The sequence below is a fragment of the Paracoccus sp. SJTW-4 genome (assembly GCF_047716885.1).
Classification (GTDB): Bacteria; Pseudomonadota; Alphaproteobacteria; order Rhodobacterales; family Rhodobacteraceae; genus Paracoccus; species Paracoccus solventivorans.
This window is the reverse complement of sequence record NZ_CP136681.1, coordinates 289,964-304,034: the sequence shown is the minus strand read 5'-3', so window position 1 is coordinate 304,034 and position 14,071 is coordinate 289,964. Positions and strand designations below refer to the sequence as shown.

Genomic DNA, 14,071 nt, shown 5'->3' with positions numbered 1-14,071 from the left:
GTCAGTTGTTGCCGTTGTTGAACATCTGCGCGTTGCCCGGCAGGTAGCCGGTGCCGGGTGTCAGGAACCGCTCGCGCTGGATGCGGCCCTGTTCAGCAGCGGTCGCGCGCTCGGCCTCGGTCAGCGCGTCGGCCCGGCCATTGGCCGAGATGACCGCGATCAGGTCGGAAAGCTGCTGCGACTGGAGGGCGAGAAGCTGGTTGCCGGCCTGCGTGGCTTGCAGCGCGCCGGTCGCGCCTTGGCTCTGGCCGACCAGCGCGGCCATTTCGGCGCGGTTGCTGTCGATATTGCCGACCGCTCCCGCCTGCACGCGCATGGCGTCCTGCAAGCTGCCGACCGTGTTCTCCCACCGGCTGCGCGCATCGGCGACAAGCTGGGCGTCGGTCGCCGAAAGCGAGACATTGCCATATTGCTTCTGGAACGCTTGGTCGATCTGGCCGACCTCGAAGGCGATGTTCTGTGCCTGCCCGAGAAGCTGCTGCGTGCGCTGGACGCTCTGCTGGAGCTGCTGGAGCGAGGAATATGGCAGGCTCGCCAGATTGCGGGCCTGATTGATGAGCATCTGCGCCTCGTTCTGGAGGCTCTGAATCTGGTTGTTGATCTGCTCCAGCGTGCGCGCGGCGGTAAGCAGGTTTTGCGCATAGTTGGTCGGGTCATAGACGATCCGGCCGAAGCCGAATTGTGCATGGGCCGGGCTTGCCAGCATGGGCGAAAGCGCGACGGGCATGGCGAGCGCCAGCGCGAGGGCCGAGGCCCCAACGATCTTGGGATAGGTCATGGAAGAATCTCCTGTGTGGGGTGGCTATCGAGCGGGGCCGGCGCGGCGGATTCCGGCCGGTCGGCAAGATTGGTGAGGTTCGGGATCAGGTCGGCCGCCCAATCGACGCCGCGCTCGCGCAGCCATGCGGCGAGGAAGCCGTCGCGGCCGCGTTCGGCGACGATCTGCGCAATGAGGGTCTGGTCGGATTTGGCGGATGCGGCGCAGAGGGCGAGGCCGACTTCGGACAGGCCAAGCTCGAACAGGCGATTGCCGCGCCGTGACTGGCAGTAATAATCCCGCTTGGGCGTGGCCCGTGCGAGGATTTCGATCTGCCTGTCATTGAGGCCGAAGCGGCGATAGATGGCCGTGATCTGCGGCTCGATGGCGCGCTCGTTCGGCAGCAAGAGTCGCGTCGGGCAGCTCTCGATAATCGCGGGCGCGATGTTGCTGCCGTCAATGTCGGACAGGCTTTGTGTGGCGAAGATGACGCTGGCGTTCTTCTTGCGCAGCGTTTTCAGCCACTCACGGAGCTGGCCGGCGAAACCCTCGTCGTCCAGCGCAAGCCAGCCTTCATCTATGATGAGCAGCGTGGGGCGGCCATCGAGCCGGTCGCCGATACGATGGAACAGATAAGCAAGCACGGCAGGGGCCGCGCCGGTCCCGACAAGGCCCTCGATCTCGAAGGCTTGCACGTCCGCCGATCCCAAATGCTCTGTCTCGGCGTCGAGCAGCCGGCCATAGGCACCGCCGACGCAGAACGGACGGAGCGCCTGTTTCAGATCGTTGGATTGCAACAGCACCGCAAGGCCGGTGATGGTCCGTTCCTCGACCGGCGCGGAAGCGAGCGAAGTCAGCGCCGTCCAAAGGTGTTCCTTGACCTCGGGCGTGATCGCCAGCCCCTCGCGCATGAGGATGGCCGCAATCCAGTCCGCCGCCCATGCGCGTTCATAGGTGTCGTGGATGCGGGCAAGTGGCTGGAGCGAAACGGACGCCTCATCTCCTTCCGTGAGGCCACCGCCCAAATCGTGCCAATCCCCGCCCATGGCGAGCGCGGCGGCGCGGATGCTGCCGCCGAAGTCGAAGGCGAAAACCTGCGATCCCGCATAGCGCCGGAACTGCAAGGCCATGAGCGCCAGCAGCACGGATTTGCCCGCGCCGGTCGGGCCAACGACAAGGGTGTGTCCTACGTCGCCGACATGGAGACTTAGCCGGAACGGGGTTGAGCCTTCAGTCTTTCCAAAGAGCAAAGGGGGTGCACCGAAATGCTCGTCCCGTTCCGGCCCCGCCCACACCGCTGAAAGCGGGATCATGTGGGCGAGATTCAAAGTGCTGATGGGCGGCTGGCGGACATTGGCGTAGGCGTGTCCGGGCAGACTGCCGAGCCATGCGTCAACCGCGTTGACGCTCTCGGGCATGACGGTGAAGTCACGGCCCTGAACGATCTTCTCGACCAGGCGCAGCTTCTCTTGCGCCACGCGCGGGTCGGCATCCCATACGGTGACGGTCGCCGTGACGTAGGCCATGCCCGCCACGTCTGCCCCAAGCTCCTGCAACGCCATGTCGGCGTCGAGCGCCTTGTTCGCCGCGTCGGTGTCCACAAGGGCGGACGCCTCGTTGGTCATCACCTCTTTCAAGATCGCCGCGATGCTCTTGCGCTTAGCGAACCATTGGCGACGGATGCGGGTCAGCAACCGGGTCGCATCGGTCTTGTCGAGCAGGATCGCGCGCGTGCCCCACCTGTAGGGGAACGGCAGCCGGTTCATCTCGTCGAGCAGGCCCGGCATCGTTGCGGTCGGGAATCCCACGATGGTCAGGACGCGCAGATGTGTGTCGCCAAGGCGCGGCTCCAGCCCGCCAGTCAACGGCTGGTCGGCGAGCAGCGCGTCGAGGTGCATCGGCACCTCGGGCACGCGCACGCGATGGCGGTTGGTTGAGATGGTGGAATGGAGGTAGGTCAGCGTTGCGCCGTCATCCATCCAACGGCACTCGGGCATGAAGCCGTCGAGCAGCGCCAGCACGCGGTCGGTGCGGTCGATGAAGCCGCGCATCAGCTCCCACGGGTCCACGCCGGTTTTCTCGCGGCCCTCATAGAGCCATGCCTCAGTGCGGGCGGCTTCCTCGGCCGGGGGCAGCCAGAGGAAGGTCAGGAAATAGCCCGACACGAAATGCGTGCCTGCTTCCTCGAACCCGGCTTTGCGCTCGGCATCGACCAGCGCCGATGCCGCATCGGGAAAGGTGCTGTCGGGATAGGTCGCGGCCTCGCTGCGCTGCGCCTCAACAAAGATGCTCCAGCCGGAGCCGAGGCGGCGCACGGCGTTATTGATGCGGCCGGCGACGGCGACCAGCTCGGCCGCGACGGCGGAATCCAGATCGGGACCGCGAAACTTCGCGGTCCTCTGAAAACTCCCATCCTTGTTCAAGACGACGCCGGAGCCGACCAGTGCCGCCCATGGCAGATAGTCGGCGAGTCGGGTGGCGGTGCTGCGGTATTCGGCAAGGTTCATCATCGACGCGCCTCCCTCACACCGCCAGATGGCCGGGGATGCGCAGATGCCGCCGCCCGACCTCGACAAAGAGGGGATCGCGCTTTGCCGCCCACACGGCCGCGAAATGACCGATGGCCCAGATGGCGATGCCGACCAGCCAGAGGCGCAGGCCGAGGCCCACGGCCCCGGCCAGCGTGCCGTTCAGAATCGCGATGGAGCGCGGTGCGCCGCCGAGCAAAATATGCTCGGTCAGCGCCCGATGGACCGGGACCGTGAACCCCGGCACCGCGTCGAGCTGTTCGAGGCCGCCCGCCATCAGATGAGCGCCCCGCCGCCGAACGAGAAGAACGACAGGAAGAAGCTCGACGCCGCGAAGGCGATGGACAGGCCGAACACGATCTGGATCAGCTTGCGAAAGCCGCCGCCCGTATCGCCGAAGGCCAAAGTCAGGCCGGTCACGATGATGATGATGACGGCGATGATCTTGGCGACCGGCCCTTCGATGGACTGGAGGATGCTTTGGAGCGGTGCTTCCCACGGCATCGACGAACCGGACGCATGGGCGGCCGGGGCGAGCATGAAGCTGATGACAAGGGTGGATGCGGCGGTCGCGGCGAAGCGATAGCCGCGCGAAATCGTGCGGATCATGAAGATTCTCCTGTGCTGGTGGGGATTGCCAAAGGGATGGGATGCGTGATGCGGTAGTCGCCGTCCGGTCCCAGCCCTTCGACGCGGGCGAGTTCGGCCAGCCGGCGCGCGGAACCGCGCCCGGAAAGGACGGCAACGAGGTCGATTGTCTCGGCGATCAGGGCGCGCGGGACGGTGACGACAGCCTCTTGGATGAGCTGTTCAAGGCGGCGCAGCGCGCCGATGCCGGTGCCTGCATGAATGGTGCCGATCCCGCCCGGATGGCCGGTGCCCCATGCTTTGAGCAGGTCGAGGGCTTCCGATCCGCGCACCTCGCCGATAGGGATGCGGTCGGGGCGCAGGCGCAGCGAGGACCGGACCAGATCGGAAAGCGTCGCCACGCCGTCTTTCGTCCGCATGGCGACAAGGTTGGGCGCGGCGCATTGCAGCTCGCGCGTGTCCTCGATGATGACGACGCGATCCGCCGTCTTCGCCACCTCGGCGAGCAGCGCATTGGTCAGCGTGGTTTTGCCGGTGCTGGTGCCGCCCGCTACCAAGATATTGGCGCGGGATGCGACGGCTTCGCGCAGCGTTTCCGCCTGATCGGTGGACATGATGCCCGCCGCCACATAGTCGTCGAGCGTGAACACCGCGACGGCGGGCTTGCGGATGGCGAAGGTCGGGGCAGCGACCACGGGCGGCAATAGCCCTTCAAACCGCTCCCCGCTCTCGGGCAGTTCGGCCGAGACGCGGGGGCTGCGGGCATGAACCTCCGCGCCGACATGATGCGCGACTAGCCGAACGATGCGTTCGCCATCGGCGGCGGACAGTCGCTCGCCCGTGTCGGAAAGCCCTTCGGATAGCCGGTCCACCCAAAGGCGACCATCCGGGTTCAGCATCACCTCGACCACGGCCGGGTCTTCGAGCAGCCGGGCAATGGCTGGGCCGAGCGCGGTGCGCAACATGCGCGCGCCGCGCGCAATGGCTTCCGGCTTTTGGTGATTGGTGGTCATGTCGGCCCCGTTTCTTCATGGGGCGCGACAGGCGATCCCCGGATCGGGGTCGATTAAGAGAGGCCGAAATCCGGCCGGTTCAACAAGTATCTAGCTGCGTGCGGTGATCGGCGGCGAACGGCGGTAAATAGGATGGGTGGCATCTAAGATGGGGTGGAGAATGGAATGGCAGCTTCCGGGCCGACAGAGGGTGAAGCGGTCGTTCAGTGTCGCAAAAATCTGTCGCGCAAGTTAGATTTTCATGCCTGATTGTCGCGACAGCTTTTTCCCTACAAAATCAGCGCCGGCGATTTTGTCGCAAAACTTAGGATTTCTGCGACACTAGCCCCAAGTCAGCGGGTCAAGGCGCAGATAGAAAGCAAGGCGTTCGCGATCTGGCGCGTTGATCCCCAGTATGTCGAGCAGGATGGCGAAAGCGCGCTCCGCTTCATGCGGCGCTGCCCAACTCTCCCCGGCGTTGGCGACCATAAGCGCCAGATCGGCGTAGCGGTCTGCCGTTCCGAGCCGCCCCAAGTCGATCACTCCCGAACATCGCAGGCTTTGAGGGTCCACTATGAAATTGGGCATACAGGGGTCGCCATGACAGACGACCATATCGGCGCTCTCTTGGTCGAGCCGAACCGTCAACTCTTGTTCTACACGCGCCAAGAGCTCCTGCTGTGGTTTGGTTTTGTCCTCATCGGGCAGGAAGTCGGGATTGACGGCGTTCCGGGATACCACATCCACGGCGCACGCGAACATTCGCGACAAACTGCGTTCGAATGGACATTGAGCGACCGGCAGGTTGTGCATGATGCCAAGCTGCTGCGCCATTGAAGGCCACGCTTTGAGCAGATCGACTCCCGATAGATCGGCCGCCGGCACTCCGGGAATTGCCGTCATCATCAAACAAGCCCCTTCCTCCGTCTCTCGCCAGGCGATTATTTCGGGGCAGGCTACGCCTCTGCCGTGCAGCCAAGCGAGGCGGTCGCGCTCGCCCGCAAGGTCTGCAATCCGCACGCGCGAGGCTATCTTTGCGTAGGCCAGATCATCGTGACGGCGATAGAGGAAATCACCGGATTCCCCGCTCCTGATGGGAACCCATGCACGAGAATCTTCAAGCAATCCGTATTCCAAATTTAAATACACACCTTCGTCGCGAAAATCCCAAAATCTGCGGCACATTTTTTTCTGCCATTCTATACTCGGTTTGGGGCGCTGCGATCAAGCCAATGAACGACAGCAGTAGGGTCGAAACCCAACACTAATCCCTGTCGGTTTCATCAAAGTCGGTTGGGATCTGATCGGGAACGATATCGCGCGACAGCTCCTTGAGGAACCTGTCCCCCGTCGCCAGACGCCGGCCGAGGTTCTGCATGAAGCCCTCGAACCGTTCCGCGCCTTTCGCGCGAGCAGCGGATTGTGCAGCTCCCGTTAGTGGTGGAGTGATGGTCATCCAGAAAAGGATGAACTGCGCGACCGTCTCGCCAAGCACGGCGAGATCCAGGTCGAGCGTGTCGATCTGGCGGCCGAGCTTGTCCATGCGGCGCGACATGGCGGCTTCAAGCTGGTCGTCGGCATCGCCGGACAGGTAAGATATGACCGCCGCCTCCACGATGGCGGATTTTGAGACATTACGGCGCAGCGCCACCGAGCGGCGCAGCGCCATCGCTTCGATCTGCGGAATGAGCGCGGGGTCGAAATAGAGATTCAGGCGGGTTCTGGTTGCCATGGTCGTGTCCTCAAAGGTCGATTCCGTCATCGGGGTTCAATGCGACCTGCCGCGCGACCATCCTCATACGTTGGCGCATGGCGCGGGCCTTGGCCGCGTCAACGTCCGGCTCGTCGTCCACAAACTCGAACTCCTGTTCGGGTGATGGCGGCGGGGCGACGATTTCCTCATGCTCAGGCAGCTCCGGCTCGCGGCGGATGCCAGCATTGGCCGGATCGCCCTCGGCCCCGTGTGCGGCGTCGGTCGCGGAATGGCTTTCCGCCGCGACCACACGGCCGGACCAATCATCGGCGGATGGACTGGGCGCCAGCGGAGCGGCGACCAGATCGGGCGGGGTCAGGATGCGTTCCTGCAACCGCGCGTCCTCGAAATAGCGGGCCTTGGTCGCGCGGATCGGCGGTGTGCCCGCGACCATCACGATTTCGTCGGTGGGCGGAAGCTGCATGATTTCGCCCGGCGTGAGTAGCGGGCGGGCCGTCTCCTGCCGTGAAACCATGAGATGCCCAAGCCACGGGGCCAATCTGTGCCCGGCGTAGTTGGTGGAGTCGCGCAGTTCGGTCGCGGTGCCGAGTGCGTCGCTCACCCGCTTGGCCGTCCTTTCGTCGTTCGTGGCGAAGCTGACGCGCACATGGCAGTTGTCGAGGATCGCGTTGTTCGGGCCATAGGCGCGCTCGATCTGGTTGAGGCTCTGCGCGATCAGGAAGCCTTTGATTCCATACCCCGCCATGAAGGCGAGCGCCGATTCAAAGAAGTCGAGCCGGCCGAGCGCCGGAAACTCGTCCAGCATCAACAGCAGCCGATGGCGCTTGCCGGAGGTGGTCAGTTCCTCGGTCAACCGCCTGCCGATCTGGTTGAGGATCAGGCGAATGAGCGGCTTGGTGCGGTTTATGTCGGATGGCGGCACGACCAGATAGAGCGTGACGGGCTGGCGGCTGCCGACCAGGTCGGCAATGCGCCAGTCGCACCGCGCCGTCACCCGCGCCACCACGGGATCGCGGTAGAGGCCGAGAAACGACATGGCGGTGGAGAGCACGCCCGACCGCTCGTTCTCGGATTTGTTCAACAGTTCGCGGGCGGACGACGCGATGACGGGATGAGCGCCTGCTTCGCCGAGATGCGGCGTGTCCATCATCGCGCGCAAGGTTGCCTCGACCGGGCGGCGGGGATCGGACAGGAAGTTGGCGACGCCCGCCAAGGTCTTGTCCTTCTCCGCATAGAGAACATGCAGGATCGCGCCGACCAGCAAGCTATGGCTGGTCTTTTCCCAATGGTTGCGCTTGTCGAGACTGCCTTCGGGATCGACCAGAATATCCGCGATATTCTGCACGTCGCGGACTTCCCATTCCCCTTGCCGGACCTCCAGCAGCGGGTTGTAGGCCGACGATCTGGCGTTGGTCGGATCGAACAGCAGCACGCGGCCATGCTTCGCGCGGAAGCCCGCTGTCAGCGTCCAGTTCTCGCCTTTTATGTCGTGAACGATGGCGGATGCCGGCCATGTCAGCAGCGTCGGCACCACCAGCCCGACGCCTTTGCCGCTACGCGTCGGGGCAAAGCATAGGACATGCTCGGGACCGTCATGGCGCAGATAGTCCCGGTCGTATCGGCCGAGCAAGACGCCATCGGGGCCGAGCAATCCGGCCGCACGGATTTCCCGGTCCTCAGCCCATCGCGCCGATCCGTAGGTGGCGACGTTGCGCGCCTCCCGCGCCCGGATGATCGACATGAAGATGGCGGCGGCGATGGCGAGGAAGCCGCCCGATACCGCGATGATGCCGCCCTCGACGAAGATCGCGGGCGCGTAGGCGTCGAACGAAAACCACCACCAGAAGAAGGCGGGCGGATAATAGACCGGCAGGCCCGCCAGCTCGAACCATGGTGCTCCAAGCTGCGGCTGGAAGCCGAGGCGGAACGCCGTCCATTGCGTCGCTGCCCACACCATCACCAGAACGATGGTGAAGACGGCACCAATCTGCCCCCAAAGGATTCGGCCTCCGCGCATACAGGCTCCAGTCGGCAAAAAAAGACGGAGCCGATCAGAGAGTAGGCAAAATCGGGACGGGCAACAGGAAAGAGGATGCCGGAGGGCTGCCGGATACTATCGGCGGCAAATAGGACGGGTCGCCTTTGCCGTTATCGTGCCGGTCGAGTGCCATCGAGGAAACGATTGGGCGAATCGCCGTCACGCTTCATTTTGCCTGCGAGGTTGAGTAGATTTTTCAGTGCGGAGCTGCGATTGAACGGCGACCAGACGGCTGTAAAGGCAACCGGCTCCGGTTCATCGAGGAAGGGCAGGAAGACGATGCCGGTCGTCGGCAATAATGACGTGGCCTCGCCGACGATAGTGATGCCGAAGCCTTGTCCGACCATAGATAGCAGCGTGCCGCGCCCCACATCAAAGCGCAGGATCGACGGTGCGGGCCAACGCCCGGCAAGGCGCAGCACGATATGGTCATGGACCTGCGGGCCGGTGCCACCATAGCGAACAATGAAAGTCTCGCCGACCAGATCGGACCAAGTGATTGCGGACTGCCCGGCGAGGCGATGCCCATCCGATAGCACCACCACCAGCGGTTCGGTCCAGATCGGTCGGGTATGGCAGTCGGGCATCTCGGGCTTGCCCGCGACGAACGCCACGTCGAGCTGGTCAGCACGAAGCTGCATCACCGCATCGCGGGCCGTGCCTTCGGTTATCTCGACCTCAATGCCGGTATGGGCTTCCCGATAATGACGGATCAGCTCCGTGAGAAAGCTGCGTGGGATCAAGGCATGGATGCCGATGCGAAGCCGGCCACATTCTCCTTGAGCTGTCATGCCGGCGGTCTTCACCGCGTGATCGAGTTGATCGACACCCGCCGTGACACGCTCCATGAAGTGCCTGCCTGCGTCTGTTAGCCGAACGCCCCGCGCATGGCGCTCAAACAGCAGGATACCAAGGTTATCCTCCAGCGCTTTCACACGCGCGCTGACGCTCGACTGGCTGACGCCGAGTGCCTTGGCCGCATGCCGAAAATTCAGATGCTCGGCGACGGCGATGAACTGAACAAGGGAAATGAGCGGTATCCTGCCAGACAGGATACCGCCATTCACGAGGTTTCGATGGTTAGTGCGCCGCATCGGAGCGGGCCTGCCACCAGTCGTCGGTTAGACGACTGGCGACTTCTCGGTGGCAGTCCCACGGAGCCGAAGGAGCGCCAGCCCCAACGACACCAGCACTGCCATCGCCGTGGCGTAACAGATCACCGGCCACGCTGTGTCACCGTTTAAAAGTGCCACCGCCAATGTCCCGACAATGCTGACTATCAGGCTTTGAACGCAGAAGTAGAACGCGACCGCTGATCCCGCGATGTCGTCGAACTCTGCCAAAGCGCCGTTCGCGGTAACGGACACCGTGAAGACAATACCGACCGCGACAACCCACATCGGTAGGATGAAGGTGAGGAATGACGGCGAGCCGTAAAGTTCGCCGATCCCCAACAGGACCGCTCCGCAAACAAGCAACGCCATCCCACGCGCCACGCATCCTGCGATGCCCCATCTGGCGACAAAGGACTTCGCGAAACGGGTTGTCACGATCATTACAAGCGCGACAGTGGCGAAGGCAAAGCTGAATCCGATCTCGGAATATTCCGCTTGGCCTATGAGCACACGGGGAGCCGTCGAGAAGAAGACGAAGTAGGTGCCCATACCGGCGCTAAAGCCGACAGTGTAAACCCAAAAAGCCGGACTCGCGAAGATCGGCAAGACAGATCGGCGCGTCTTGACTTGATCCAGAGGGCGGGTTTCGTGCCACCTGAAACCCGCATTTAGGAGTGCGAGCATCGCCAGTATAGCCAAAGTAATGAATATCGCCTGCCATCCCAAGAACTCGCCGATCAATACTCCGGCGATAGGGCCGAGCGCAGGCACGAACGCCAGCATCGAACTGAAAAGGCCGTAGATGACGACACCCTCAGGACGGTTGGCATAAACGTCGCGAACCGTCGCGAACGTCGCCACCAGCATGGCCGACGCGCCCACTGCTTGAAGTAGACGGAAAGCGACAAAGGCCGGTGCAGTTGAAGACCAAGCTGCTCCCAGAGACGCAATGACGAAAGCCGTTGCGCCCGCAAGTAGAATTGGCCGTCGCCCGATTCTGTCTGAGAGCGGACCAAAAATCACCTGGCCCACGCCGAGCATCACCATATAGAGGCTCAACGTGAGTTGGATCATAGCGGGCGTCGTGTTCAGGATGCCGGGCATCGCTGGAACGACAGGGAGATAAATATCCATCGCCAGTGAAGCGAGGATGTCGAAGGGAGCCATCAGCAGTAGGGCTGCCGGCAGCGTATAGGCCCATGCAGGGCGTGTGATGGTCATGATAAGTCAACCGCTCGATTAAGAAATCTCGGGCGGCGTCTGCACATCAGCAATCACATGGGATTGGTCTCACAGAGCGCCGCAACAACAATTTTGCTGTTGCGGCTTACTTGTCTGCTGACTTTGGATTTCCCATGCTGACCACTCCACGATCACAAATTTGACTAGCTATCACTTATACGATCAGCTGTTGCCTCGCAATGCCGTATCGCTGGCTCGTAGCCACCCAATCCCCCGCTGTTGACGTTCCCGTCATTCTTGGCCGTATGAAACCCCTATGCCTTGCTTTGGCGGTTGGCTGGAACGGGCAGAGGTTCAGTCGACGCGGATCAGCCGACCCATTTCTTTTGCGAGAGAGAGCAGATCACGGAGCGCGGCGCTTCGATTGAACGGCGACCAGACGGCGGTAAAGGCAACCGGCTCTGGCTCATCGGCGAAAGGCAGGAAGGTGATGCCGGCAGTCGGCAGCAGTGCCGTCGCTGCCCCGACGATGGTAATGCCGAATCCCTGTCCGACCATGGATAGTAGCGTGCCACGTCCTACGTCGAAGCGCAGTATCGAAGGCGCGGGCCAGCGCCCGGCAAGGCGCAGCACGATATGGTCATGAACCTGCGGGCCAGTGCCACCATAGCGGACAAGGAAGGTTTCGCCGACCAGATCGGCCCAAGTGATTGCCGGCTGCCCGGCAAGACGATGCCTATCCGGTAGCACCGCTACCAGCGATTCAGTCCAGACCGGCCGTGTATGGCAGTCGGGCAGCTCTGGTGTGCCAGCGACGAACGCCACGTCCAGCCGGTCGGCACGAAGCTGCATGACCGCATCGCGGGCCGTGCCTTCGGTGATTTCGACCTCGATGCCGGGATGGTTTTCCCGATACTGCCCGATCAGATCGGCGAGGAAGCTGCGCGGAATCAAGGCATGGACGCCGATGCGCAGGCGGCCCCATTCCCCCGTCGCCGCCATGCCTGCGGTCTTCACCGCATGGTCGAGTTGATCGACGCCGGCTGCGATCCGCTCGACGAAGTGGCGTCCGGCTTCGGTCAACCGAACGCCACGCGCACGACGCTCGAACAGGAGGATGCCAAGGTCTTCTTCCAGCGCCTTCACGCGGGCGCTGACGCTGGATTGTGCAACCCCGAGTGCGTTCGCTGCGTGGCGGAAGTTGAGATATTCAGCGACCGCAAGCGTCTGGATCAGCGACAAGAGAGGTATGCGCGACCCGAGCAGCGTTTCACTTGATCGGAAGGCATCGTTCGCATGTCTTTTCGAACGCCGCATCCTAAGCTCCCGCTAGGCGGCCTTTTTTGTGGCTCCGCGTTTTTCGACCGGGATTCCGCGCAGATCGCGCAACCAGAGCTGACCGCATGCCGCCGAAATATCCCGCCCCTGTGTATCCCGCACCACGACCGGCACACCGGCGCGATCCAGCACTTCACGGAAAAGTCCGAGGCTGCGGTCGCCGGTTCGATCAAGCGCGATGCCATCGACAGGATTCCAGCGCATAAGGTTCACACGCGCCCTTCGCTTGTTCATGAGACCGGCAAGCCGTTTCGCATCAGCAAGCGTGTCGTTGATGCCGGGGAGGACCAGATAGACAAAGGTGACGATCCGGTTGTGCCGTTCCGCCCATGACGAAGCGCGCGCGATGACTTCCTTGATGTCGTGCTTACGCGATCCGGGGATGAGACGGTCGCGAACTTCCTGCGTCGTCGCATGCAGCGATATAGTCAGATTGATCGCCAGATGCTCTTCTCGCAATTGCGCTAGAGCCTTCGGTATGCCGATGGTCGAAAGCGTGATTCCCGTGGTGGGAAAATTCATCCCTCGCCGGTCGCGCAGGATACGAATCGCCTTCATCACCTGCTCGTAGTTGTTCAAAGGCTCGCCGATGCCCATGAACACGATCCGGTTGACCTTCGGCCCGAGTTGAACGACCTGTTCGACAATCTCGCCCGCCGAAAGGTTGCGCTTGAGGCCGGCTTGGCCGGAAGCGCAGAACTGGCAGGCGAAGGCACATCCAACCTGTGACGAAATACAGGCGGTGTGTCCGTCGTGACGACGGATCAGAACGCTTTCAACGGCATAACCGTCATGAAGGCCGAAAAGCACCTTCTGCGACCGACCGCCGCGCTCATGCGTGATTTTGCGAAGGCTCCGCAACTGGACGCCCCGAGCCTCTGACCAGTTCCGCAAGGCGCGCGGCAGGTCCATGTGTGGGCAGAACAGGTCGCGATAAGCGATTTGCGGCCCGCTGCTCGCGTTCAACGCATCGAACTCGTCGGCCATGAGGTTCAGCGCCAAGGTTGGCGCAGGCAGTGCTTTTTGTCGTTCGCCCCCCAACGGGCTGGGTTCTTGTATAGGCATGATAGTCGTTCCGGGTTTCCGTGCCCGGCGATACCGTGGCGCACGCCTTATAAATAACCGACACGACTGTTATAAACAACCCTCCAGATGGTGTTACCCGAACACATGGTCGGGATAGAGGACGGACAGAAGCATGTGGGTGCGCTTGGTCATGAAAGCCGCTAGCTCGCCTTCCGGCTCAACGAGCCATTGCATGCAAGACCCCTGAATGACCGTCTGAATCAAGCCGGCGGTATGCTCGGGTGGGCGCGGCCCGGCGGGCAGTCGTGCCTCGATAGCTTTCAGGACCAGTCAGTTCCGCTCCGCCGCAAGGGCGCGAAGCGACGGCTCCTGAACGTCTCCCCACAATAGAAGAAGGTAGCCTTCCGTTCCGGCACCGTCACCCATACCGGCGATGAGGTCCTTGAGCATCGCCCACAGCGGATCGAGGCCCTTTTCGGGACTCGCACCCGCGAAATAGTCGCGCACCTCCTGCGTGTTGCGCTCCATGACCTTTAGATGCAGCGTCGCCTTGTCTTTGAACCGCTGGATCAGTGCAGCCCGCGAGATGCCGACCGCTTCCGCAACATCGGAGAGGGTGAAGGCCGATGGACCTTTCTGAAGAAGGATGCCTAGCGCGGTATCTAGAATGAACTCATCGCTATGAAGTTTCGGTCTCGGCATATCTTCTTTTCTACTGCTCGCTTGAATGATGGCCCCTACAATAGCCGGCATCCAGCGTGAGATACACGGGGCATGATAGATACCGGATGAA

The 14,071-nt window shown here is 62.6% G+C and carries 13 protein-coding genes and 1 pseudogene; all 14 read right to left on the bottom strand.

Going from position 1 to position 14,071, the window contains the following annotated elements; translation table 11 throughout:
- Position 1: 1 nt before the first annotated feature.
- The gene (gene trbJ, locus RSP45_RS01480; protein ID WP_029074215.1) at positions 2–778 is read right to left on the bottom strand and encodes a P-type conjugative transfer protein TrbJ; all 777 of its coding nucleotides are present in this window, start codon (positions 776–778) and stop codon (positions 2–4) included.
- The gene (gene trbE / locus RSP45_RS01475; protein WP_415392952.1) at positions 775–3,267 is read right to left on the bottom strand and encodes a conjugal transfer protein TrbE; all 2,493 of its coding nucleotides are present in this window, start codon (positions 3,265–3,267) and stop codon (positions 775–777) included. The genes trbJ and trbE overlap by 4 nt, the downstream gene beginning before the upstream one ends.
- Positions 3,268–3,280: 13 nt before the next feature.
- Positions 3,281–3,562, bottom strand: a complete 282-nt coding sequence (locus RSP45_RS01470) for a VirB3 family type IV secretion system protein (RefSeq protein WP_029074213.1) — start codon at positions 3,560–3,562, stop codon at positions 3,281–3,283.
- Entirely contained in the window at positions 3,562–3,894 is a 333-nt protein-coding gene (locus RSP45_RS01465) for a TrbC/VirB2 family protein (protein WP_029074212.1), read from the bottom strand. The genes RSP45_RS01470 and RSP45_RS01465 overlap by 1 nt, the downstream gene beginning before the upstream one ends.
- Positions 3,891–4,886, bottom strand: a complete 996-nt coding sequence (trbB, locus tag RSP45_RS01460) for a P-type conjugative transfer ATPase TrbB (protein WP_242221577.1) — start codon at positions 4,884–4,886, stop codon at positions 3,891–3,893. Before trbB ends, RSP45_RS01465 begins: the two co-directional genes overlap by 4 nt.
- Before the next feature lie 321 nt (positions 4,887–5,207).
- On the bottom strand, positions 5,208–6,050 hold the full coding sequence (locus RSP45_RS01455; RefSeq protein WP_271114565.1) for an APH(3'') family aminoglycoside O-phosphotransferase: 843 nt from the start codon (positions 6,048–6,050) through the stop codon (positions 5,208–5,210).
- Positions 6,051–6,129: 79 nt separating this feature from the next.
- Positions 6,130–6,597, bottom strand: coding sequence for a CopG family transcriptional regulator (locus RSP45_RS01450; RefSeq protein WP_242221574.1), 468 nt, complete (start codon positions 6,595–6,597; stop codon positions 6,130–6,132).
- A 10-nt stretch (positions 6,598–6,607) separates the two neighbouring features.
- On the bottom strand, positions 6,608–8,596 hold the full coding sequence (locus RSP45_RS01445) for a conjugal transfer protein TraG (RefSeq protein ID WP_029074209.1): 1,989 nt from the start codon (positions 8,594–8,596) through the stop codon (positions 6,608–6,610).
- A gap of 131 nt (positions 8,597–8,727) precedes the next feature.
- Positions 8,728–9,408, bottom strand: a complete 681-nt coding sequence (locus RSP45_RS01440) for a LysR family substrate-binding domain-containing protein (protein WP_261271202.1) — start codon at positions 9,406–9,408, stop codon at positions 8,728–8,730.
- A gap of 3 nt (positions 9,409–9,411) precedes the next feature.
- Positions 9,412–9,711: pseudogene (locus tag RSP45_RS01435) on the bottom strand (LysR family transcriptional regulator); the annotation flags it as partial.
- Positions 9,712–9,738: 27 nt separating this feature from the next.
- Positions 9,739–10,953 carry a chloramphenicol/florfenicol efflux MFS transporter FloR gene (gene floR / locus RSP45_RS01430; RefSeq protein ID WP_415392951.1) on the bottom strand — a complete coding sequence of 405 codons (1,215 nt, stop codon included), beginning with the start codon at positions 10,951–10,953 and terminating at the stop codon, positions 9,739–9,741.
- A gap of 315 nt (positions 10,954–11,268) precedes the next feature.
- Positions 11,269–12,231, bottom strand: coding sequence for a LysR family transcriptional regulator (locus tag RSP45_RS01425; protein ID WP_029074207.1), 963 nt, complete (start codon positions 12,229–12,231; stop codon positions 11,269–11,271).
- Between the two features lie 12 nt (positions 12,232–12,243).
- Entirely contained in the window at positions 12,244–13,254 is a 1,011-nt protein-coding gene (gene rlmN / locus RSP45_RS01420; protein WP_232231057.1) for a 23S rRNA (adenine(2503)-C(2))-methyltransferase RlmN, read from the bottom strand.
- Between the two features lie 354 nt (positions 13,255–13,608).
- Complete coding sequence (locus RSP45_RS01415) at positions 13,609–14,031, bottom strand: TetR/AcrR family transcriptional regulator (protein WP_415392950.1); 423 nt, start codon at positions 14,029–14,031, stop codon at positions 13,609–13,611.
- Positions 14,032–14,071: the final 40 nt, after the last annotated feature.